This is a genomic window from Hymenobacter sp. B1770 (genome assembly GCF_049896385.1).
Lineage (GTDB): Bacteria > Bacteroidota > Bacteroidia > Cytophagales > Hymenobacteraceae > Hymenobacter.
The window spans coordinates 187639-209345 of sequence record NZ_JAFCUF010000003.1; the positions used below are offsets into that span (position 1 = coordinate 187639).

17 protein-coding genes are annotated in these 21707 nt (G+C 58.4%); 8 read left to right on the top strand and 9 right to left on the bottom strand.

The genetic code is table 11. The annotated features are described in order from the left end of the window. Positions 1 to 26 precede the first annotated feature (26 nt). Entirely contained in the window at positions 27 to 665 is a 639-nt protein-coding gene (locus ACP7AJ_RS07645; protein WP_426059598.1) for a hypothetical protein, read from the top strand. Positions 666 to 780: 115 nt separating this feature from the next. Here the strand turns inward: ACP7AJ_RS07645 and hslU are convergent, their stop codons facing one another. The 3 genes from hslU to lon form a co-directional block, all read right to left on the bottom strand. Continuing rightward, the gene (hslU, locus tag ACP7AJ_RS07650) at positions 781 to 2193 is read right to left on the bottom strand and encodes an ATP-dependent protease ATPase subunit HslU (protein ID WP_426059599.1); all 1413 of its coding nucleotides are present in this window, start codon (positions 2191 to 2193) and stop codon (positions 781 to 783) included. 163 nt (positions 2194 to 2356) lie between these two features. Further along, positions 2357 to 3421, bottom strand: a complete 1065-nt coding sequence (porQ, locus tag ACP7AJ_RS07655) for a type IX secretion system protein PorQ (RefSeq protein WP_426059600.1) — start codon at positions 3419 to 3421, stop codon at positions 2357 to 2359. A 128-nt stretch (positions 3422 to 3549) separates the two neighbouring features. Beyond that, positions 3550 to 5973 carry an endopeptidase La gene (lon, locus tag ACP7AJ_RS07660; protein ID WP_426059904.1) on the bottom strand — a complete coding sequence of 808 codons (2424 nt, stop codon included), beginning with the start codon at positions 5971 to 5973 and terminating at the stop codon, positions 3550 to 3552. 377 nt (positions 5974 to 6350) lie between these two features. On the opposite strand from lon, the gene ACP7AJ_RS07665 reads away from it, so the two are divergent. Next, positions 6351 to 8453: an OmpA family protein gene (locus ACP7AJ_RS07665; RefSeq protein ID WP_426059601.1), complete on the top strand. Its 2103-nt coding sequence runs from the start codon at positions 6351 to 6353 to the stop codon at positions 8451 to 8453. A gap of 54 nt (positions 8454 to 8507) precedes the next feature. Further along, positions 8508 to 8948, top strand: coding sequence for a hypothetical protein (locus ACP7AJ_RS07670; RefSeq protein ID WP_426059602.1), 441 nt, complete (start codon positions 8508 to 8510; stop codon positions 8946 to 8948). Positions 8949 to 8960: 12 nt separating this feature from the next. Here the strand turns inward: ACP7AJ_RS07670 and ACP7AJ_RS07675 are convergent, their stop codons facing one another. From ACP7AJ_RS07675 to ACP7AJ_RS07685, 3 genes are read right to left on the bottom strand one after another with little or no spacing between them, the layout of a single operon-like run. Next, the gene (locus ACP7AJ_RS07675; RefSeq protein WP_426059603.1) at positions 8961 to 9410 is read right to left on the bottom strand and encodes a 3-oxoacyl-ACP synthase; all 450 of its coding nucleotides are present in this window, start codon (positions 9408 to 9410) and stop codon (positions 8961 to 8963) included. A 4-nt stretch (positions 9411 to 9414) separates the two neighbouring features. Continuing rightward, positions 9415 to 9888, bottom strand: a complete 474-nt coding sequence (locus ACP7AJ_RS07680; protein ID WP_426059604.1) for a hypothetical protein — start codon at positions 9886 to 9888, stop codon at positions 9415 to 9417. A gap of 11 nt (positions 9889 to 9899) precedes the next feature. Beyond that, complete coding sequence (locus ACP7AJ_RS07685; protein WP_426059605.1) at positions 9900 to 11393, bottom strand: GH3 auxin-responsive promoter family protein; 1494 nt, start codon at positions 11391 to 11393, stop codon at positions 9900 to 9902. Positions 11394 to 11492: 99 nt separating this feature from the next. Here ACP7AJ_RS07685 and ACP7AJ_RS07690 point away from each other — a divergent pair, with 99 nt between their 5' ends. Together ACP7AJ_RS07690 and ACP7AJ_RS07695 are read left to right on the top strand one after the other, a co-directional pair. After that, positions 11493 to 11972 (top strand): OsmC family protein, encoded by a 480-nt coding sequence (locus ACP7AJ_RS07690; RefSeq protein ID WP_426059606.1) that lies wholly within the window; start codon positions 11493 to 11495, stop codon positions 11970 to 11972. 189 nt (positions 11973 to 12161) lie between these two features. Continuing rightward, positions 12162 to 12659 (top strand): hypothetical protein, encoded by a 498-nt coding sequence (locus ACP7AJ_RS07695; RefSeq protein WP_426059607.1) that lies wholly within the window; start codon positions 12162 to 12164, stop codon positions 12657 to 12659. Between the two features lie 161 nt (positions 12660 to 12820). Here the strand turns inward: ACP7AJ_RS07695 and dnaA are convergent, their stop codons facing one another. From dnaA to ACP7AJ_RS07710, 3 genes are all read right to left on the bottom strand, one after another. After that, positions 12821 to 14377, bottom strand: a complete 1557-nt coding sequence (gene dnaA / locus ACP7AJ_RS07700) for a chromosomal replication initiator protein DnaA (protein WP_426059608.1) — start codon at positions 14375 to 14377, stop codon at positions 12821 to 12823. Between the two features lie 152 nt (positions 14378 to 14529). Further along, positions 14530 to 15471, bottom strand: coding sequence for a bifunctional metallophosphatase/5'-nucleotidase (locus ACP7AJ_RS07705; RefSeq protein WP_426059609.1), 942 nt, complete (start codon positions 15469 to 15471; stop codon positions 14530 to 14532). A 30-nt stretch (positions 15472 to 15501) separates the two neighbouring features. Beyond that, positions 15502 to 16266 (bottom strand): 5'-nucleotidase C-terminal domain-containing protein, encoded by a 765-nt coding sequence (locus ACP7AJ_RS07710; protein WP_426059610.1) that lies wholly within the window; start codon positions 16264 to 16266, stop codon positions 15502 to 15504. 187 nt (positions 16267 to 16453) lie between these two features. Between ACP7AJ_RS07710 and ACP7AJ_RS07715 the strand changes: the two genes are divergently transcribed. The 3 genes from ACP7AJ_RS07715 (at position 16454) to ACP7AJ_RS07725 (ending at position 21628) form a co-directional block, all read left to right on the top strand. Then, positions 16454 to 18235: a methylmalonyl-CoA mutase family protein gene (locus ACP7AJ_RS07715; RefSeq protein ID WP_426059611.1), complete on the top strand. Its 1782-nt coding sequence runs from the start codon at positions 16454 to 16456 to the stop codon at positions 18233 to 18235. Between the two features lie 241 nt (positions 18236 to 18476). Continuing rightward, a complete protein-coding gene (scpA, locus tag ACP7AJ_RS07720; protein WP_426059612.1) occupies positions 18477 to 20654 on the top strand; it encodes a methylmalonyl-CoA mutase in 2178 nt (725 codons plus the stop codon). Positions 20655 to 21004: 350 nt separating this feature from the next. After that, entirely contained in the window at positions 21005 to 21628 is a 624-nt protein-coding gene (locus ACP7AJ_RS07725; protein WP_426059613.1) for an outer membrane beta-barrel protein, read from the top strand. The last annotated feature ends 79 nt before the right edge of the window (positions 21629 to 21707 follow it).

The following is a 21707-nucleotide window of genomic DNA, read 5'->3' on the forward strand; positions in this document are numbered from 1 at the left end:
GGCGTCACTTCTCATCACGATTGAATATGAAAAATAACCTCATAAAGCTTTGCACCCTGGTGCTTCTTTCAGCTAGCGTTATCTCCTGCAAAAAGGACTATGGTGTAAACCTGGGCCCTGTAGAAGACAGCCAGGCCGAAATTCCTGTAACCGTAACCAACGCCGATGCTTTCGAGCGCTACCCTGTAGTGAATACCTCGATAGCAGCGGGTGGCAACATCACTATTACGCTTGCTATTCCTGCAGACAGAGGCAGAATCAAGCAGATTAACCGGGTGGCCACGAGTAGCACAACTCAGTCAATTAACCTGACGAACATCAACGCTGCTATCAATCCTGGCCCGGCCTCGGCCCCGGTTTCGGTCTTTGCATATAACGCAACGGGTACAGGCACTAACCGGGTAGTTACAACCATTCCGGGTAACGGCAGCAACACCATCACCTTCACGACTACGCTCGCTAGGTACCTGACTCACCGCATTGCGGCAGGAGCTACTGCTGGTCCGGCTGGTCCTCAGGCAGGCACTCCCCCTGCTGGCCCTGTTACGATGCCTGTGCCTAGCACCACCGCTGCGCCAACGGATATTGCTTTCTACTTCCAGCTTGAGCTGGAAGATGGTAGAACCATCATCCCAATGCCGGTACGTGTACGTGTGCTACCCTAGCACTACGCATTACCTGACATAAAAAGCCCCCCGTCGTTTGACGGGGGGCTTTTTTTTATGGCTCGTTTTAGTGCTCTGGTCCGCCAAAAGGCGCCGCACAAAGCAATGGGCAAGGTTACAGAATGTACTGGCTCAAGTCCCGGTTTTTCACCATGTCGTTCAATCGTTCATTCACCAAGTCGGCCGTGATGAGGATGCGAGCATTCGGACCAATCTTATCGGGCACATCGTAAAGGATATCATTCAGCAACCGGCTCATTACCGTGTGCAGCCGACGAGCACCGATGTTCTCCACCTCAGCGTTTACCTGGGAGGCGATTTCGGCTACGCGTTCAAGAGCGGCATCGTCAAAGGTCAGCTCTACCTCCTCGGCTTTCACCAAGGCTTCGTACTGCTTGGTGAGCGCATTTTTGGGGTCTTTCAGAATGCGGAAGAAATCGTCCTTGGTCAGGCTTTGCAGCTCGACGCGGATGGGGAAGCGGCCCTGTAGCTCCGGGATAAGGTCACTGGGCTTGCTGACGTGAAAGGCGCCGGCAGCAATAAATAGAATATGGTCGGTGTTGACGATGCCGTACTTGGTGTTTACGGCCGAGCCTTCCACAATGGGCAGCAGGTCGCGCTGCACACCCTGGCGGCTGACGTCGGGGCCACTGCCGCCGTTGCGGCCGCCGCTGCTAGCCACTTTGTCGATTTCGTCGATGAAGATGATGCCGGCGTTTTCGGCCTGGCGAATGGCTTCGTCCTTCACCTCGTCCATGTCGATGAGCTTGGCAGCTTCTTCGTCAAGGAGGAGCTTGCGGGCTTCGGCTACGGTTACTTTGCGCTTGCGGGTTTTCTTAGGCAGCATGTTGCCCAGCATGTCCTGCAGGCCGGAGAGGGTGCCTTCGTCCATGCCGGGAGGCGCGCCCATCACCCCGATGTTGGGGCCGGACTGGGCTACCTGGATTTCAATGCGGCGGTCTTCGAGCTCGCCGTTTTTGATTTTTTGGCGAAACCGCTCGCGGGTGCGCTCATTCAGTTCGGCGTCCGACTGGGGCATGTCGTCGGCTCCTCCCCCACCGCCGCCAAAGCCCAAGCCAGCTTTGGACCCCGCGGGCCGGGGCACGGCCGGAATCAGAGCGTCGAGAATTAACTCCTCGACGGCATCGGCGGCCTGAGCTTTTACGGCTTCCTGGCGACGGGCTTTCACGCGGTTGACACTTTGCTCGGCCAGGTCGCGGACCATGCTTTCCACGTCGCGACCCACGTAGCCAACCTCAGTGAATTTGCTGGCTTCCACCTTTACAAAAGGAGCATCGGCGAGGTGTGCAAGGCGGCGGGCTATTTCGGTTTTGCCCACGCCGGTAGCGCCTATCATCAGAATGTTGTTGGGCACAATTTCGGCCTGCATGTCGGCCGGGGCGTGCAGTCGACGCCAGCGGTTGCGCAGGGCAATGGCCACGTGGCGCTTGGCATCGTGCTGGCCGATGATATATTTGTCGAGTTCGGCCACAATTTGGGCCGGGGTTAAAAAATCTTGATTAAGCATAAGCGGATGTACGGGAGGGGCTGAAATAAGAACGTCATGCTGAGCGCAGCCGAAGTAGCTCTGCCAGGCATATCCCCCCTTACGAGTGGGTTTGCTGCTGCAGTATAGCTGCTTCGGCTGCGTTCAGCATGACCGTTCTGGTTGTTGAGTGGTGAAGGCAGCGCTATTCTTTCTTTTTAAACAGCGAGTCGAGATTGCGAGACAGCGTGAAGTATTCGCTGGACCCGGCCGCCTGCAGCACAGCGTGAGTATAGTCAATCTGAAAGCTGCTGATTTTAAGCATAACTCCAAAACTGAGACCCGCGCTGCCACTGGTGTTTTCCAGGCGAAGCTCTCGGCGTTGCAGGTGGTTGTAGCCCGCACGCAGGTGCAGGTTCTTGCTAAGCTCCAGAGCCGCACTGGCGGTGAAATGACGCGCCAGGTTGTCGCCGAAGCTTTTGGTGGGTTTCTTTTCTACGTTGTTGCCGTCTAACTGGCCACGTTGGTTGGGGTCGAGGTATTGAATGTCCCACTGCTGCAGATGGTGGGCCGTGAGAGAAAACCGCAATGGCATGTGCTCAGGCTTGATTGTGGCGCCAAGCTGTACATCGAGGGGCAAGGGGCCGCGGTCGGTGCCAGGGTAAGGCGTGAGCTGGAGCCCTACGTTTTTGGCAGCTAAGCCTACTGTGAAATCCTGCGTGGCATGCTTGAACACTACCCCCACATCGGCCACGCCGGCCACTGAGCGGTTGCCGGCAATGCTGGAAACTGCCAGCTTGGTAGTGGCGCCAAACGTGAATTTGCCCTTGGTGTAAGAGTCCGAAATACCCACCGTGTACTCATTTACGCTAAAGGTGCCCAGGCTATTTCCCGCCGGGTCGTAGCTCTCAAAGCTGCCGTAGTTTAGATAGGTAATGCCAACGCCAAAACGGCCGTACTTTTCGGTATTAAAAACGTAGGCCGCAGTGCTTTGCTTGATATCGGCCACGTACGCCACGTAGCTCAGGGCGAGGCGGCCATCCATGCCCTCATTCAGCAGGGCCGGGTTGGCAAAAAGCATTGAGGGGTCGTCGTTGCGAGCCGACACGTTGGTACTGCCCAACGCAGCCTGTTGCGCACCAGTCGGAAGGTCCAGAAAAGGAAACACAGTGCGGCCACCAAGCTGCTGAGCAGCAGTGGGCCGAAATGCCACAAGTCCCCCAACCAATAAGCAAACACCGGCAACCCGGTGAGCGGAAAATTGCTTCATACGTCTAAGTTAACGCTTGTAGAACACGCTTGGGCTTGCTGCCAGCAAGGGCGCCCCAAACAACGTAAGCTGATTAGCTAAAGTATAGGGATGCTCTGACTGACAACAAGCTCGAACGTATCCTCCGCTTATTGCACCTCCACGCTGGGACCTGCTACGGGCAAGGGCTCGTCGCGCACCGGCAGCTTTTGCGGGTGCGGCACCAGCTCATCGAGCAGGGCCACGCGTAGCACATCATCTACGCGCTCAGCGTAGTGAATGGTGAGGCCTTTGAGGTAGTCTTCCTGAATCTCCTCGATGTCCTTGCGGTTTTTGGGGCACAGAATGATGTCCTTCATGCCTGCGCGGCGGGCAGCCAGCAGCTTTTCTTTGATGCCGCCCACGGGCAGCACCTTGCCTCGCAGGGTGATTTCGCCGGTCATGGCCAGGCGGGGCCGCACGCGACGCTGCGTGAAGGCCGAGGCCATGCTGGTGAAAATAGCAATGCCCGCGCTGGGTCCATCCTTGGGCACTGCTCCTTCGGGGAAGTGAATGTGCAGGTCATACTGCTCAAACAGGCGGTAGTCGATGCCAATCTCATCGGCCCGGCTGCGCAGGTACGAGAGGGCCGTAATGGCCGACTCCTTCATCACATCGCCTAGCTGGCCCGAGAGCGTAAGCTTGCCGCGGCCACGGCTCAGCAGGCTTTCTACAAAGAGAATGTCGCCGCCCACGCTGGTCCAAGCCAAGCCCGTTACCACGCCGGCGGTGTCATTGTCCTGGTACTGGTCGCGGTCAAACATCGGCGCGCCGAGGATTTTGCGGATTTCGGCCGGCTCCATCACGGCGGGCAGCTCTTCCTTGCCAGCCTTGCGGCGGGCCAGGTTGCGGGTCACGGCGGCCAGCTTGCGCTCCAGCCCGCGCACGCCCGATTCCCGGGTGTAGTCGTCGGCCACGCGGTGCAGGGCAGCGTCCGTAATCTTTACTTCGCCCTCGCCCAGGCCGTGGTCTTTCAGCTGCTTAGGCCAAAGATGCTTGCGGGCAATCTGTACTTTTTCCTCCTGGGTGTAGCCGGTGAGGTCGATGATTTCCATGCGGTCGCGCAGGGCGGGCTGAATGGTATCGAGTGAGTTGGCCGTGGCAATGAACAGGACCTTGCTCAGGTCGTACTCCACCTCCAGGTAGTTGTCGGTGAAGGTGGCGTTTTGCTCGGGGTCGAGCACTTCGAGCAGGGCCGAGCTGGGGTCGCCGCGGAAGTCACTGCTCACTTTGTCAATCTCATCGAGAATGATGACGGGGTTGGAAGCGCCAGCCTTTTTTATCTGAGCAATGATACGGCCGGGCATGGCCCCCACGTAGGTTTTGCGGTGGCCGCGGATTTCGGCTTCGTCGCGCACGCCGCCCAGGCTCATGCGCACGTACTTGCGGCCCATGGCAGCCGCAATGCTGCGGCCCAAGCTGGTTTTACCCACGCCGGGAGGGCCGTAGAGGCACAAGATGGGCGCCTTCAAATCCTGCTTTAGCTTGAGTACAGCGATGTACTCCAGAATCCGCTCCTTCACCTTTTCCAGGCCGAAGTGGTCGGAATCAAGAATCTTCTTGGTTTGCTTCAGGTTGAATTTATCCTTGGTGTACTCGCCCCAGGGCAGGTCGAGCAGGAACTCCACGTAGTTCATGCTCACCGAATAGTCGGGTGCCATGGGGTTGGTGCGGGCCAGCTTTTCCATCTCCTTTTTGAAATGGAGCGCCACGCTTTCGGGCCACTTCTTGGTTTCGGCGCGGGCCTTGAGGCGGTGCACGTCCTCGTCGGGCCCGTCCTGGCCCAATTCGTCCTGCAGGGTTTTGAGCTGCTGGCGCAGGAAATACTCCCGCTGCTGGGCGTCGATGCCGGTGTGAGTTTTGGACCGAATGTCCTGCTTGATTTCGAGCAGCTCGGCTTGGCTGAGCAACGCCTCCAGCAATTGGCGGGCCTGTTGCTCAGGGTCGGCCAGCTCTAGCAATTTTTGCTTGGCGGGCAAGTCCAGCTGCACGTTCGACGACAAAAAATGCGTCAGAAAAGCCGGTGACTGGATGCCGTCGAGCATGGCCCGAGCCTCCATCGGTATCTCGGGCGTGAGCTCCAGCACCTTGGTGGCCGCCTCGCGCAGGGCTTGCAACAGGCCAAACTCGCCGGGAATTTCGGGATTAAGGGCTATTTCCGAAAAGTAAGTTACCCGCGCCGTGAGCGTGGGCGTGAAGGTGAGTTGCTCTTCAATAGTGAAGCGCACCTGCCCTTGCAGGATGATGGTAACCTGGCCATCGGGCTGCTCCAGCAGCTTAAGAATGCGGGCCAGCGTGCCCACAGAATGCAGTTCGTCAGTGGTGGGCTCGTCGGCGTCGGGGCTTTGCTGGGCCACTACGCCCAGCAGCTTGTCGGCGGCGTAGGCCTTGCGTACCAGCTTGATGCTTTTTTTGCGGGTAACCGTGACAGGCAAAACCACGCCTGGAAACAAGACGGTATTGCGCACGGGCAGCAGTGGCAGCGTGGGCGGGGCATCGTCGCCGCGCAGCAGGTGGTCCGGGTCAGCGGCCATAATGGCAATAGCTTCGGGTTGGGAATTCGTGTCGCTGAAGGCCCGAATGCGGGACGTCGCGGGGGGAGTAGGAGAAATGACTGGTGCCAGACGCATGAACGAGAATAAAGCCTAAAGCAAGAACAAAGGTGCCAGTTTGGCAGCCGTGCGCCGCGTGAAGCGGGAAGTACAAGGTACGGCTTCCCGGCGCTTTTGGCCGTCAAGGGCCGTGCCAGCAGAACTGTTCCGCCAAAGCGGCGCACTTAACAACAAATCGCAACCGCTCTCAGCTTGAAATCGCTAAATTGTTGGCAACTTGCGTAAATTATTATTTTAATACTCTACTAATGCCCGTCTTATTGCGTTGGTGCCAACTGGTTCTCCTATTGCTGTTGGGAATGGCCGCCGCTCCGCACGCTCAAGCCCAACGCCGGCCCACCAAAAGAATTCCCCCGGCCGCATCTCCATCCAGGGACACCACCAGCGGCGGCGCCTCAGCGACCCCGGCCAGCCGCAAGCCCAACGCGCAGAAACCAGCAGCAGCTCAACCAGCCAGCCAGCCGGCTATTGCAGCCGGCAGCTACCACGTTGCGGGCCTCAACAGCCGCATTACCCGCAAGTTGCGACTGCGCCCCGACGGCACCCCAGACTTTATATACATCAATAGCTACCCTTATTTTGAGAACAAGAAAGCTCTGCGGGCCATTGCCAAAGCCGAGCGCCGGCACCAGTACCACGAGGCCCGGCAGCTGCTAGAAAGCTACGTGGCCAAGTTTGGCCCTACCAACTTTGCCCGTAACACCGACATGCTCTGGCGCCTGGGCCAGTTGCTGGAGCGCGACAACCAGCAGGTGAAAGCCAAGGCGTACTACCGACTGGCCCTTAAGCATCACCGCACCGATATTAAAAAGGTGCAACTTTATTACGACTCGCTGGAGAAAAAAAATCAGGACTTATACGTTCCCCTCAAAACGTATTACGACCTGGTGGAGTACCGCAAAAATCTAAACACGTTTCACCCACCGCGGGGCGTGTACACGAGCATGGGCGATGCTGTTAACACCAAGACACCGGACTACGGGCCCGCCATGGGCGGCAACGATTCCATTATCTATTTCAGTAGTAAGCGCAAGCGCCGCGGCATCACCGGCGTGATGGACGAAGACCTGTACTTTTCCCGCAAAGAAGGCATAAGTTGGAGCGATGCCGAGCCCATGCCCAAGCCCATTAATTCGCCTAACAACGAAGGCTCGGCGTGCCTGAGCAAGGACGGACGCACCATTTTCTTCGCCCGCTGCGAATGCTCGACCTGCCACGGTAACTGCGACCTCTTTACAGCCACGATGGGAAAAGACGGCAAATGGAGCACCCCAAAAAGCCTGGGGTCCAACGTTAATTCCCCGGCCTGGGATTCGCAGCCCACGCTCTCCCAGAACGAGGACACGCTTTACTTCGCGTCTGACCGATTGGGGGGCTTCGGGCTCTCCGACATCTACTTCACCCACAAGCTAAAAAATGGCCAGTGGAGCCCCGCCCAAAACGCCGGGCCCGTGGTGAACACCCGCGAGAGCGAAGTGAGCCCCTTCTACCACCCGCTCTACCACGTGCTGTACTTCAGCTCGCGGGGGCAGCTGCTGAACTTTGGCGATTTCGACATTTATAAAACCTACCGCGTGGGCGGCCGCTGGCAGGAGCCTAAAAACATTGGCCCCCTCGTCAACGGCAAAGGGTCGGAATACTACTTTACCATCGACGCCGGTAGCAAAAACCTTTACTACGCCCGCTCCGAAGCCGAGAACATCAACAACCTCGACCTCTATTCCTTTCCGCTGCCCATGGAGGCCCAGCCACTGGCCACTACGCACGTCGAGGGCACTCTCCTTGATTCGGTGTCCAGCAAGCCTCTAAAAGGGATTGTGAGCATCATCGACCTGGACAATGGCATTGAGGTAGCCAGCAAGTTCATCCGGCCCGATGGCACCTTCGACTTTGAGCTGATGGAAGGCTCGCACTACGCCATGCTGATTCAGAGCACCGATTTCTTCAGCGTGGAAAAACAGTTTGAGCTGAAAGGCGACACGGTGATGACCCTGCTCACGAACAGCATCGACTACAAGCTGCCACTGATTTTCAAGAACATTGAATTTCAGCCCGGCAAGTCGTCCATCCTGCCGTCTATGTACGCGACGCTTGACCGGATAGCCATTTTTCTGGTCGACCATCCTACGTTCCGGCTCAACATTGGGGGGCACACCGATGCCAGCGGCGACCCCGACGTGAACGAGCAGCTTTCGCAGGACCGCGCCGAGGAAATTCGCCGCTACATTGAGCGCAAAGGCAAGCTCAAGCCCAACCGCATCGAGAGCTTGGGCTACGGCTCTACCCGCCCCCTCAAGGACGAGCTGACCGATGCCGACGCCAAAGTAAACCGCCGCGTCGAGTTTCGCCTCATCAAGCCCGACGACGAAAAGCCGGCTGATGGTGGCGGAGAGTGGAAATAACATGGTATCAGCGGCACTTATCTTGCCGCCCGAGGCAATTGGGTCCAGGCTAGCGTGATAATCAACCACATTCCCGACTTTAACCTGCAGTACGATGAGGCACTGGGCCTGCTGCGCTTGGAATGGGTTTCGGGCGAAGCCACCCACACGCTCCGCACTAGTGCCGAGCAGCTGTTGCTATTGGCTCGTAAGTTAGCCGTGCGCTCCCTGCTCATCGACATGAACTCGGTGCCCAACATTTCAGTGGAAGACGAGCTGTGGCTGGGCTCCCACTGGATGCCCGGCATTGTGCAGCTGCCGCTAGAGCGTCTGGTGCTGGCCATTGACAGTAGCCAGCTGCACAACCAGCTGGCCATCGACGCGCTTCATGATTTGGTGCAGCCTGCCATTCGGTTCGACTCGCACTATTTTTCCGATGCACTTTCGGCTATGCAGTGGCTTACGGAAGGCACTAATCGCCTGCCTGCACTGCTGGCCGAATGGAACGCCCGGTAGCCCCGCCCTCCCCTACTCCACTGCCAGCACCCGCACCGCCTTGCCGTTGAACTCAACCTGCTCGCCGGCCCGAAGCCCCTTAAGCGCCACCGCCACCGGCGCCGCCGCCGACACTGCAAAGACCTCCGGCCCGTCGCCTACCACCAGCTTGCCCGCGCTGATGCTGATGTAGAAACGGCCCATGCTGGTGTGCACCAGCGCGCCGGGCCGCACGGTATTACAAGCTCCATCGGGGCTGATGCGGGCCAGCTCGACTTGCAGTTGCTGGGCCTGCTGCATGTGAGCGGCGTTGCGGTCGCGCTCGGCGTTGGCCATTTCGCGCCCAGTTTCATACTTGTCGCCGGCGCTGCTCTTGGTTTCTGAACTGGAGGACTCCTGCGCAGCTTGCATGGCCGTGCGAGCAGCGTCGATACGTTCCTGGATGAAGGTCTGGCAGAGGGCGTGTAGGGCGGGTTTAGTCATTTTTCTATTCGTTAGGTGGAAACCAGCCAGCATTTATTAATGGAATCAATTCCTGGATTCGACTTCGGCTTTGATTGGTCAAATCAAGGCAAAAGAGGGTCTTAATCGATTCATCAGATAATGGAGCGACTGAAGTGGCAAACCAAAAACCCTCATCCAAGCTGGTATCGGCGGTGGTCGTAGGAGCTAACCCATAGTCAAATGGCCCCTTATGCTCTTCTTCCCACGCCAATGCCTTTTCTACAATTTCTTCATCAAACCAGTCTTCCATAATAGAAGCACTTTCGCCTACACAACAGATGTAAGACGGCTTGTGCTCTATACAGGCTTTCGTAATCGCTGAAAACAGAACCGGTTCCACTTCACACGTCACGGTAAGAAGAAGCCAATTAGATAGTGGCAAAGCGTCCACCCATTCTTGACATTGGTCTACTCCCAGATACTGCACTTCCAGAATCCCTATTTTACCCAGTTCCATAATCTGAGCTTTTACAATTCAGTGAGTCCCTCCGCCACCTTCCGGTCATTACCCAAGCGCGGCACCTTGTTTTGCCCGCCCAACTTGCCCAGGCTTTTCATATACCGCTGAAAGGCACCAAGCGGCAGCGTTGTAAGCTTCAGCGGAACGAGAATATTGCCCTGGCGGAGGTCGTCGTAATATGTGTTACGCTGGCGTAAAGAGTCATCCAGAGCTGCAGCAAAAGCAGCGGTATCGCGCGGCGGACGGGCAAACTCCACCAGCCACTCGTGGCGCGAAGGCGTCGCGGGGTCCTCACTCACCAGGGGCGCTACGGTGAATTCTACTACTTCCACCTCTGGAAACAGCGCCATGCCGGCGCGCAGCGCTTGTTCGACCTCTTCGCCAATGACGTGCTCTCCAAAGGCCGAAAGAAAATGCTTGATGCGGCCCGTTACCACCACGCGGTGCGGCGCCAGGCTCACAAAGCGCACAGTGTCGCCCAGCGAGTACGCCCACAGGCCGGCGTTGGAAGTGAGTACTACGGCGTATTGCTTGTCCAGCTCCACATCAGCAATGGTGAAGCGGGGCGCATCAGGCTCGAAGAAGCGCTCGGCCGGCACAAACTCGAAGAAAATGCCGCTGTTCAGCAGCAGCAGCAGCCCCGGGTTGCCCGGTTCGTCCTGGAAGGCCAGAAAGCCCTCAGAGGCCGGAAACAGCTCAATGCTGTCGACTGGCCGGCCAATGCTTTCGAAAAGCTTGGCGCGGTAGGGCTCGAAGTTGACCCCGCCGTAAACGAACAGGTTAAAATTCGGGAAAATGTCTTTGATGGGGCGGCCGGTACGGGCTGTGAGTCGGTCGAAGTACATCTGCACCCAGGGCGGAATGCCCGAAATGACGGTCATCTTCTCCCCCAGTGTTTCGTCCACGATGCGTTCCAGCTTGGTTTCCCAGTCCTCCACGATGTTGGTGGCGTAGCTCGGCAGCTGGTTGCGACGCAGGTAGGCCGGCACGTGGTGATTGGCAATGCCCGAGAGGCGCCCGGTGCGGATGCCGTGGTGCATTTCCAGCTCCGGGGAGCCTGACAGGAAAATCAGCTTGCCGTCGAGAAACTGGCTACGGCCGGTGCGGTAGATGTAATAAAGCAGGGCATCGCGGGCCCCATCGATGTGATTGGGGATGCTGTCCTTCGTAATGGGAATGTACTTGGTGCCAGAAGTGGTGCCACTGGTTTTGGCCAAATACAGCGGGTGGCCGGGCCAGAGCACGTTGGCTTCCCCGGCCTGGGTGCGGTCGAAATAAGATTTGAGGCCTTCATAGTCGCGCACGGGCACTTGCCGGGCCAGCTGGGAAGGCGTTGCTACGCTGCCCAGGTCGTGGTCGCGGCCAAACGCCGTGTTGGCAGCCGCAGTGGTAAGCTGGCGCAGTAGCTCGAGCTGGGTGACTTCGGGGCGGTGTTGCCAGCGCTGGTAGCGCCGGGCAATGTACCGGGCCAGCGGCCGGCTGAGTGCAGATTTTACTCCCATAATCCGATTAAAAGCGCTATTTCAACGGTTGCGAAGGTACGTTGGCCCGGTTCGTCGGTGCTCAAGCTGGGCAACCCGGTTAACTTGCTGCCGTTACCCTTGTTTCCCATACTCAACACTTACCTCACCAACCACCATACAATCATGGCAGACCACAAAGGCACCGCCGCCTGGACCGGCGATATCAAAGGCAGTGGCACCCTCAGCACCGAAAGCGGCGCACTGAACGCTCCCTACTCCGTGGGCAGCCGCTTCGAAGGCAAGCAAGGCACCAACCCCGAGGAGCTCATTGGCGCAGCCCACGCTGGCTGCTACACCATGTACCTGACCAGCGTGCTCACCAAGCACGGCCACCAGGTCGAGAGCATCACCACCCACTCCACCGTCACGATGAACCCGAACAACGGGCACCCTGTCATCGAGCGCATTCACGTGAGCACCGAGGGCCGCGTGAGCGGCGGCAACATCACGGCTGAGGACTTTCAGAAGCACGCCGAAGATGCCAAAGCCAACTGCCCAGTGTCGAAGGCACTGAGCGCCGTGCCCGAAATGACGCTGGACGCTAAGTTAATCGGCTAGTTTTTGCCCAAGCTGATTTGAAAAAACGTCGTGCTGAGCACAGTCGAATCACCGCTACCGCGCAATTAGTCAATTTTAGTATTGCGGTAGTGGTGATTCGGCTGTGCTCGGCACGACGTTTTCATTGTTCCAAGGAGGCATTATTGGCCTATGCGCCGCTGTTTCTGCTTTCCGCACTAAATTTGCCCTATGCCCACTGGTACCACTCGCATCCGCCTTCGCCCCGCCAATACTTCCCGCATTCCCTTCTGGGGTCAATTAGCCATTGGCGCCTTCTGGCTAACCTATGTGCTGTTTTCAATGTGGGGCGATACCAAAGCGAATGACTACCATTTTCTGCACTGGGTTTTCTTGGTGTTCACGTTCGTGTACATCGGCTACGTGCTGGTGCACAACGCGCCCATTTTTGGTACCCAGAGCTACTTGGAGTTTACCCCTGGCTACATCGTGCACAAGGCCGGCCTCTTCCGTGCCAAGCAGGTATTCGCGGCCGAGCGAATCGCGACGCTAGAGCTTCGCCCCATGATGCTGCGCCTGCAGCTCAAAGACGGCGAAGTATATGCCCTGAACCTACGCGAGGTAAAAGGCAAAATGCGCAAAACCCGCTTTCGGGAGCAGGTACGGGATTTTGCAACCAAACACGATGTTCGGCTGCTGGAAACCAACAATCCCACGGCTACGGCCTAATTCTCGGGTTCACAGAACGAGGTAGAGGCCCTACCCTTGGCGTCCGGTTGCCCGCGCCGTTAGGGAATAGTCGCCCACATACTATCGTTCGGGTATCGTTAAACGACGAGACGCGAACCTAAGGTCGGCGTAGCCAAGTGTCGCATCTCTACGGCATGCGCCTACTTCGCGAACTTCTTGCGCAACTCGTCGACTTGGTCGCGAAATTTTTTGTCCGAGTCTACCAAATCCGACACCGTTTGCACCGAGTGCATTACGGTGGTGTGGTCGCGCCCGCCAAAGTGAAAACCAATGGTTTTCAGGGTGTGCGCGGTATGGTGCTTGGCGAAGTACATGGCTACCTGGCGGGCCGTCACCACTTCTTTCTTGCGGGTCTTGTCTTTCAGCAGCTCGACTGAGATGCCGAAATAGGCGGCCACGGTCTTCTGAATAAAGTCGAGGTTGACTTCCGCTTCCACTTCTTCAATGATGTGGCGCAGGGCCTGCTTCACCATCTCCAAATCGATGTCGCGGCGCGAGAGGCTGCTCTGCGCTACCAGCGAGGCAATCACACCTTCCAGCTCGCGCACGTTGGTATGCACCGAGTTGGCGAGGTAGTCCACTACGTGGTCTGGCGGAATGTCGATGCCATCCTGCTCCATCTTATTGCGGATGATGGCCACCCGCGTCTCAAAGTCGGGGCTCTGCACATCGGCCGTGAGGCCCCACTTGAAGCGGTTAAGCAACCGGTCTTCCAGGCCCAGCAGGTCCTTGGGGGGCCGGTCCGACGTCATCACAATCTGCTTGCCGGACTGGTGCAAGTGGTTGAAGATGTGAAAGAACATCTCCTGGGTCTTGCCCTTGTTGGCCAGAAACTGCACGTCGTCCAGAATCAAGGCGTCGACTTGCAGGTAAAAGTTAGCAAAGTCCTGCACCTGCGCGCGCTGCACGCTGTCAATGAACTGGTTGGTGAATTTCTCAGCGGACACATATAGCACAAACCGCTCGGGCGCGGTGGCCTTGATGTGGTTGCCGATGGCCTGCACCAGGTGCGTTTTGCCCAAGCCTACGCCGCCGTACACCATCAGCGGGTTAAAGCTGGTGGTGCCGGGTTTGTTGGCCACGGCCAAGCCCGCTGAGCGCGCCAGGCGGTTGCAGTCGCCCTCGATGTAGTTATCGAAGGTGTAGGAACCGTTCAGCTGCGACGGCACGAGGTTGCCGTCCATGGGGCGGGCCGTGTCGAAGGGATTGCGCGGCGGTGCCATGGTGTCGGCGGCCTGGTTGTTGATGCCGAAGTTGCCGCGGGGTGTAGTGCGCACGGCACCCGAGTTCACGTAGCGGGCCGAACCGGCACGTGCACTGCCAGCAAAGGGGTTGCCCGATGGCTGCGATGGCGCCGTCTGCGGGGTGTCGCGCGGGTCGGGCGCAGCGGTTTTGCGAGGTGGCGGCAGGTGCAGGGCGCGTGGCGGCGTCTGCTCGTTGCCCTGGTCCACCACCACACTGTATTCGAGGCGGCCATCGGCGCCCAGCTCGCGAAACAGGGCGCGGCGCAGCTCGTCCACATAATGCTCCTCCAGCCAGTCGTAGAAGTAGGCGCTCGGCACCTGAATGGTCAGCACGTTGCCCTTCAGCTCAACCGGAACAATGGGCTGAAACCAAGTTTTGAAACTCTGCTCCCCGATTTCCGCCGAGATGCTGCGTAAACAGCCAGCCCAAACCGTGCGAAAATCTTTGAGCATGAGTTTTTTGAACAGTAACCGGGTGCGGGCCGGAAGCGAAAAAAGTGACAAAAACAGCGGGCACGGGGTGCCCAGGTTTTTTTAGAGGGGGACAAAATTGTGGAAAACTCAGCACTTAAAAAAGCCGATTCCCGCTTGTTTATATCGTGCTTTTAACAGGCTGCCCGAACCGGCACCACAGAAGCACTGGCTAAGCCGGCCCGCTTTGTTTTCGGCGAAAATTCATAATCCAGCCTTCCCAAATTTATACCCGACCAACCCACTTGGTTTATCAGGGTGGGCTTGCCATCGGGGCTGGCAATGGGCTCCGGCGCGTCCATAAATGTGTGGGTGTGTCCGCCTAGTATCAGGTCGATGCCGGAGACCTGAGCCGCCAGCTTGCGGTCGTCAATTTTCGCATTTTCGTACTTGTAGCCGAGGTGTGAGAGACAGATAACGAGGTCACACTTTTCGGCCCCGCGCAGCTGAGCCACGGTTTCCGTGGCTTTCACCACCGGGTCGAGGTACTCGGTGGCGCCAAAGTTCTTATCGCCCACCAGGCCCGCAAGCTGAATTCCTAAGCCGAACACGCCAATGCGGACGCCCTGCTTCTCAAATACCTTGTAAGGAGCAAAACGGCCAGCCAGCGGCGTCTTGGAGAAGTCGTAGTTGGCGATGAGGAAGGGGAACGTGGCGTTGGGCAGCTGGCGTAGCAACCCGTCGAGGCCGTTGTCGAAGTCGTGGTTGCCGAGCGTGCTGGCGTCGTACTTCATCTCGCTCATGAGCTTGTATTCCAGCTCGCCCCCGAAAAAGTTGAAGTACGGGGTTCCCTGGAAAATGTCGCCCGAGTCGAGGAGCAGCACGTTGGGCTCTTTGCTGCGGATGTCTTTGATTAGGGCTGCCCGCCGCGCCATGCCGCCGAGCCCGGCCCACTGCCCGCCGTTGTTGGGAAAGGGCTCGATGCGCGAGTGCATGTCATTGGTGTGCAAGATGGTGAGCTTGATGGGCTCTTTAGCAGCAGCGGCGGCTTCGGCGGTGTTGGCCAAGCCACCCAGCATGGTAAGGCCGGCGGTGCCGAGCAAGGATTGACGAAGGAAATCGCGGCGAGTAGTCATCGGGATAGTAGTAATTAAATTCCTTGCGCTTTACTGTTTCACGCGGCCCTCGACCTTGGCGGTCACAGGTTGGCCGGCCTTGGTGAGGCTGCGGATGTGGTCGGCAATGGCGTTTCGCAGCAGCACATTGGTGTGGCGGGGCTCTATAGATTTGAAAAACACCATGTTATCGCCGCCCGAAGCCAGGTAATCGGAAATGGCAATGGGCCAGGTCCGGTCCTGGTTGGCGTCGAACACTTGGTTGCCGATGCGGATGTCTTTGGGCATGCCGTCGAAGGTGACGGCGTAGGTAGCACCCGAAACTGCCATTTTGATGCGGGCTGCGTACTCGAATAGCTGCTGTACTACCGGGCCGGGGGCATCTAGCACCACCAGCTCGTTTTCGAAGGGCATCAGCTCAAACACCGAACCCAGCGTAACGGGCCCGGCCGACAGCCCAGCGCGCAGACCGCCATTGGTCATCACGCCCAGCGGAACGGGTTTGCCTAATACCTGGCTGGCGCGGGCGCGCTGCAAGTCGGCCACAAAGTTGGCCAGCGGCGATTCGCCCTGGGCTTTCACCAAAGCTACCGGCGCTGTGCCCAGCACTTCTTGCATGTGGCTGGTGACCCGGTCGTGGTAGGGCGCAATCATGGCGGCCACGGCAGGGTCTTCAGCCTGAGTTTTGCCCACGGGCTGGCTGGTGACGGGCGCAAAGCGGGCCGTGGGTGCATAAGCAGCCCGTTGGCAGCCGGGGGCTACCGCCACCACCACCAGCAAGGAGGCTAAAGCGGTACGAAAAGAGTTTTGCAGCATGAATGCGACGGCTAAAGCAGCTTGGTTATTTTTTTACAAAGCTACGATGTATGCCCCTCCTTATACAGAAGTAGGAAGCTGCCAGCGGACAGCTTCGGGACTAGCGCGGTATCTTTCGGCCTGTTTTCAGCGTTGCTATGCCCAAAGCTGGGCCGTTGGAAATGATGCTCCGAAGCGCCACATACTTATGTCTGACACCCCCGTTTCCACGCCCGTTTCGTTTGCCGAATTTCCGGCTGTGACCACTGCGGAGTGGCAGGCCCGCCTGACCCGCGACCTGAAAGGCCAGGACCCCGCCACGCTCCGCTGGCCCCTACCCGATGGCTTTAGCGTGGAGCCCTTTTACCACCGCGAGTCCCTGGCAGCACTGGGCGGGCCGCCCGCTCCCCTGCCCCACCCGCAGACACCGTGGCTGAACGTGCCCGTGATAAACGTGCCCGCCGGTGATGGCCGCGCAGAAATTGACCGAGCGGCGGCCGCTTTAGAGAAAGGAGCCGATGGTATTCACTTTGTACTGACGGAAACAGGGTCCTTCGCCGTGCATCACTTGGCCGAGCAAATGCCGCTGGCTACCACTTACATAGGATATACAGTTGTGGCAGACCCTGATACATTGCTTACCCACCTGATTGATACGGCACCGGGCACGGCCCTGCGCGGCTTTCTGCGCTTCGCGCCCGGCACTGTGCCCGAAGGTGCCGAACTAGCCAACTACCGCACTGCTCTGCGCCGCTGTATAAGCCTGACCACCGGCATGCCCGACTTCCAGGCCCTGGCCGTGAACGGCGCCTTTTTTGGCAACCGCGGCGCTACCGCCACCCAGCAGATTGCCTTCAGCCTGAACACGGCCGCGGCGCTGCTGGCCGAGCTGCCCAACGACGAAATTAGCTTAGACCAGGTAGCGGCGGCGATGCATTTGCACGTGGTCATTACGCCCAGCTACTTCCCGGAAATTGCTAAGCTGCGGGTCCTGCGCCGCCTGTGGGCCACGTTGCTACACGCCTTTGACCTGCCTGCCGCGCTCAACCAGTGCCTGCGCATTCACGCCGCCACGGCCTCCTGGACCCAAACCACCCTCGACCCGCACACCAATCTACTGCGTCACACCACTGAAGCCATGAGTGCCGTGCTCGGCGGCGCCGACTCGCTGTCGGTAGCGCCATTCGATAGTTTATTTGCCGTGCCCAACGATTTTTCGGGCCGGCTGGCGCGCAACCTGTCAGTGCTGCTGCGCGAAGAATCGGGCCTGGGCTGGGTGCAGGACCCCGCCGCGGGTTCCTACTACCTCGAAACGCTCACCGACCAGCTGGCCCAGGAAGCCTGGGGGCTGTTTCAGCGCACGGAGGCGGCCGGCGGCCTGCCCAAAGTGCGGGCGCAGGTGCTGGACGAAATCAAGCAAGTGGCGACCGAAACGTTCCGGCGCATTGCGAGTGGCCAGCAAATTGTGGTGGGAACTAACCGCTTTCAGAACCGGGGCGAGCAATTCAGTTTCAACCCCAAAAAGCTGTTGCGGTCCGCCAATTTTGACGTCACCCGCGCTACGTATCCCACCGAAGTGCTGCGCTTGGCTACGGCCTTGCACTTTGAGCGCCGCGAGAAAAAGAGCAAGCGCGCCGCCGTGGTGCTGCTGGGCACCAACACCAACCAGGTGATTCTGGATACCTTCCTCAACATGCTGCTGCCCCACGAGCGGCCCGAAATTGCAGCTAGCCATCCGGAAGGCACTTTGTCGCTGCTGTACTCGTCGCCCGAAGAAGCCACGTTGATGTACGCCACGCCCGAGCAGTTCCAGCGCTTTGCCCGCTTCATTTACCAGATTCCGACCGAGAAGCAGGTGTTCATACCCCCCACCCTGCTCAGCTCCGACATGCCTACCCTACAAGAGGCTGTGCGCGTGTTTGGCTTTCACGAAATGAAGGTGCAGGGCTACACCACAGAGCAAGTACTGGACCGAATTCAAGGCCGCTAGCCTTTTATCTTTTATAAAGCACGTAATACACAGCGCAGTAAGTCTACTGCTTTGTTAGTAAACCAAATCGTTTGTCATACTTACGAAGGAAGCATCTTATCGCCGCTAAACGAATCGTTGCGGATTGAGAAGATGCTTCGCAAGCTCAGCATGACACACGGAATAAACGAAGCGGTAAATATGCTTGGCTACGCCGACTTTGGTTCGCTCCGCATGACGCTTTTACATTCCAATCCCACCCATGAAACCCGACTTTTCCACCATTCCCTACAACGCGGCTACGGCGCCCAGCGCCACATCCGCTGCTTCGGAAGCTGCTACGCTCACGCCGGAGGGCATCGCCATTAAGCCGGTATATACTCCGGACGATGTGGCCGGGCTCGACCACCTGGGTTTTGGGGCAGGCCTGCCGCCGTATCTGCGCGGTCCCTACGCCAGCATGTACGTGCAGAATCCGTGGACCATTCGCCAGTACGCGGGTTTCTCGACGGCCGAGGCCAGCAATGCCTTCTACCGCCGCAACCTGGCGGGCGGGCAAAAGGGTCTGTCGGTGGCGTTTGATTTGGCCACGCACCGGGGCTACGATTCCGACCACCCGCGGGTGCAGGGCGACGTGGGCAAGGCCGGCGTGGCCATCGATTCGGTAGAGGACATGAAGATTCTCTTCGACCAGATTCCGCTCGACCAGATGTCGGTGTCGATGACCATGAACGGGGCCGTGCTGCCGGTGCTGGCCTTCTACATAGTGGCGGCCGAAGAGCAAGGCGTGACGCCCGACAAGCTGGCGGGCACCATTCAGAACGACATTCTGAAGGAGTTCATGGTGCGTAACACCTACATCTACCCACCCGCGCCGAGCATGCGCATCATCGCCGATATTTTCAGCTACACGGCGGCGAACATGCCTAAGTTCAACTCGATTTCTATCTCGGGCTACCACATGCAGGAAGCTGGCGCCACTGCCGACCTGGAACTGGCCTACACCCTGGCCGATGGCCTTGAGTACGTGCGGGCGGGCCTGGCGGCGGGCATGAAGATTGACGAGTTTGCCCCGCGCCTGTCCTTCTTTTGGGCCATCGGCATGAACCACTTCATGGAAATTGCCAAGCTGCGCGCCGGGCGTATGCTCTGGGCCAAGCTCATGCAGCAGTTCAACCCCACTAACCCCAAAAGCCTGGCCCTGCGCACGCACTGTCAGACCTCGGGCTACTCGCTGACGGAGCAGGACCCCTACAACAACGTAGCCCGCACGGCTATCGAGGCGCTGGCCGCCGCCCTTGGCGGCACCCAAAGCCTGCACACCAATGCTCTGGACGAAGCCATTGCCCTGCCCACCGACTTCTCGGCCCGCATTGCCCGCAATACCCAGCTTTACCTGCAGCACGAAACCGACATCACCAAAGTAGTTGACCCCTGGGGCGGCTCTTACTACGTAGAGTCCCTGACCCACGAGTTGGCAGACAAGGCCTGGGCCCTTATTCAGGAAGTAGAGGAACTCGGCGGCATGGCCAAGGCCATTGAAACCGGCTTGCCCAAGCTGCGCATCGAAGAAGCCGCCGCCCGCAAGCAGGCACGCATCGACTCGGGCAAGGAAATCATTGTGGGGGTGAACAAGTACCAGACCACCGAGAAAACCGAGGTGGAAGTGCTCGACATCGACAACGACGCCGTGCGCGAAAGCCAGATTGCCCGCCTCAAAACCATCAGGGCCAGCCGCGATAACGTGGCCGTGAAGGTGGCCCTGGCCGCCCTTACCGAAGCAGCCGGCGTGCGCGTGGAGGAGTTGGCAACCGCAAAGTCCGCATCCGACAACGGGCAACCGCTCGCCCACAACCTTCTGGCTCTGGCTGTGACCGCCGCCCGGGCCCGGGCCACGCTGGGCGAAATCTCCGACGCCCTCGAAGCCATGTATGGCCGGCACCAAGCCACCACGCGCACCGTTTCGGGCGTGTACTCTCAGGAAATGCACTACAACGAAGCATTCGAAAAGGCCCGCAAGGCCGCCGAAGAATTTGCCGCCCGCGAAGGCCGCCGCCCCCGCATGCTGGTAGCCAAGATGGGCCAGGATGGCCACGACCGTGGTGCCAAAATCATCGCCACCAGCTTTGCCGATGTGGGCTTCGACGTCGACATTGCCCCACTCTTCCAAACGCCCGCCGAAGTAGCCCGCCAGGCCGCCGACAACGACGTGCACGTGGTGGGCGTTAGCAGCCTCGCGGCGGGCCACAAAACGCTGCTGCCTCAGCTGCTGGCAGAGCTTAAGCAACTAGGCCGTGAGGATATTCTGGTGATAGCCGGCGGCGTGATTCCAGCCCAGGACTATGGGTTTCTGTACGCGGCCGGCGTGGCTGGCGTGTACGGGCCGGGCACGGTGATTGCCACGGCAGCGCAGGAGATTCTGGCGAAGCTGGGGGAGTAATTCCAACAATTGCAAAGTTCCTTCATGCCATGCACTGCAATCAGTATAAGTCACTGACTTTAAAGTTTTAACACTATAATTCAAGAGCATAATCGCTCCAAAAACAGCTGCAGTAAGGTCTGATGAACGCAAAAGTTAAGCTACTGCCCAATTGGGAAAGCACTTCCTTTACATCGTTCAATCAGGCCTATATTATAATGAAATTGTTTTTATGCCATTGCCTCTTGGCTGGGCTAATTTGTTCATTACCCGCACTAGCCTAGCAAGCGGCTCCCCTCCTATCTACTACTGTGAGCTTGGGGCTGTCAGCAGGGGCAGGCATTCCATTCACGGCCATGAGCCCAACCCACTTGGACCTAGGCGGGGTTTCCCAGATTCGTACTAATGCCGAGGCATCCTGGCTCAATGGCACGACTAAAGAAGCTTTCTCGGTAAACCTGTTCATGCGCCTGGCCTGCGGCAAGTGGTTTTTGCAGCCCGAGGCGGGATACCAATCCTTGCTCTCTTCGCCGGTTGAGTATAAGGATGACTACCCCAACGGTTTCGGCGGAATCATCACCGCACGCAGTGAGGATTTGCATAATTTCCGTTCCGACCAGCTTAGCCTAGGAACCCTAGCTGGTTGCTATGTGGGGTCCGGACAGCATTTTTATGTCTTAATAGGTCCCGCAGTAGGGTTTCGTGTGGGTGGCGCTGATTACGGCAGTCCCCGGACGGAACTGGGCCATGAAATAAGAGCCAGTTTGAACCAAGCGCCCGCAAGCACTCGATTTCTTGTTCAAGGTGGCCTCGGCTACTGGGGCTTGGCGAGGCACCTCAATTTTGAGCTGCGCTACGTGCATGGCCTCACTCCCCTGGTAAGGAGCGTTACGTTTCGAGACGAAAAATATGCGTTGAAAGCGCAGGCCCACATGCTGCTGACAATGGCCTTTACTTACGATTTCCGACGCAAAGTCACGGCTGCTACACTTTGAAGCTAATTTAACAACCCTGCGCTATGCCCCCGTTTCCGGCCTCGACCGCCTCAAAGCTAAACTTTATGCTTTGCGGCCG

Bases quoted from the DNA above. Each gene is read 5' to 3' on its own strand.
- ACP7AJ_RS07645 (WP_426059598.1), top strand. From the start codon at position 27: ATGAAAAATAACCTCATAAAGCTTTGCACCCTGGTGCTTCTTTCAGCT.
- lon (WP_426059904.1), bottom strand. From the start codon at position 5,973: ATGGCCGCTGACCCGGACCACCTGCTGCGCGGCGACGATGCCCCGCCC.
- scpA (WP_426059612.1), top strand. From the start codon at position 18,477: ATGAAACCCGACTTTTCCACCATTCCCTACAACGCGGCTACGGCGCCC.
- ACP7AJ_RS07675 (WP_426059603.1), bottom strand. From the start codon at position 9,410: ATGACTAAACCCGCCCTACACGCCCTCTGCCAGACCTTCATCCAGGAA.
- ACP7AJ_RS07710 (WP_426059610.1), bottom strand. From the start codon at position 16,266: ATGCTGCAAAACTCTTTTCGTACCGCTTTAGCCTCCTTGCTGGTGGTG.
- hslU (WP_426059599.1), bottom strand. From the start codon at position 2,193: ATGCTTAATCAAGATTTTTTAACCCCGGCCCAAATTGTGGCCGAACTC.
- ACP7AJ_RS07685 (WP_426059605.1), bottom strand. From the start codon at position 11,393: ATGGGAGTAAAATCTGCACTCAGCCGGCCGCTGGCCCGGTACATTGCC.
- ACP7AJ_RS07665 (WP_426059601.1), top strand. From the start codon at position 6,351: ATGGCCGCCGCTCCGCACGCTCAAGCCCAACGCCGGCCCACCAAAAGA.
- ACP7AJ_RS07705 (WP_426059609.1), bottom strand. From the start codon at position 15,471: ATGACTACTCGCCGCGATTTCCTTCGTCAATCCTTGCTCGGCACCGCC.
- ACP7AJ_RS07695 (WP_426059607.1), top strand. From the start codon at position 12,162: ATGCCCACTGGTACCACTCGCATCCGCCTTCGCCCCGCCAATACTTCC.
- ACP7AJ_RS07680 (WP_426059604.1), bottom strand. From the start codon at position 9,888: ATGGAACTGGGTAAAATAGGGATTCTGGAAGTGCAGTATCTGGGAGTA.
- dnaA (WP_426059608.1), bottom strand. From the start codon at position 14,377: ATGCTCAAAGATTTTCGCACGGTTTGGGCTGGCTGTTTACGCAGCATC.
- ACP7AJ_RS07715 (WP_426059611.1), top strand. From the start codon at position 16,454: ATGTCTGACACCCCCGTTTCCACGCCCGTTTCGTTTGCCGAATTTCCG.
- porQ (WP_426059600.1), bottom strand. From the start codon at position 3,421: ATGAAGCAATTTTCCGCTCACCGGGTTGCCGGTGTTTGCTTATTGGTT.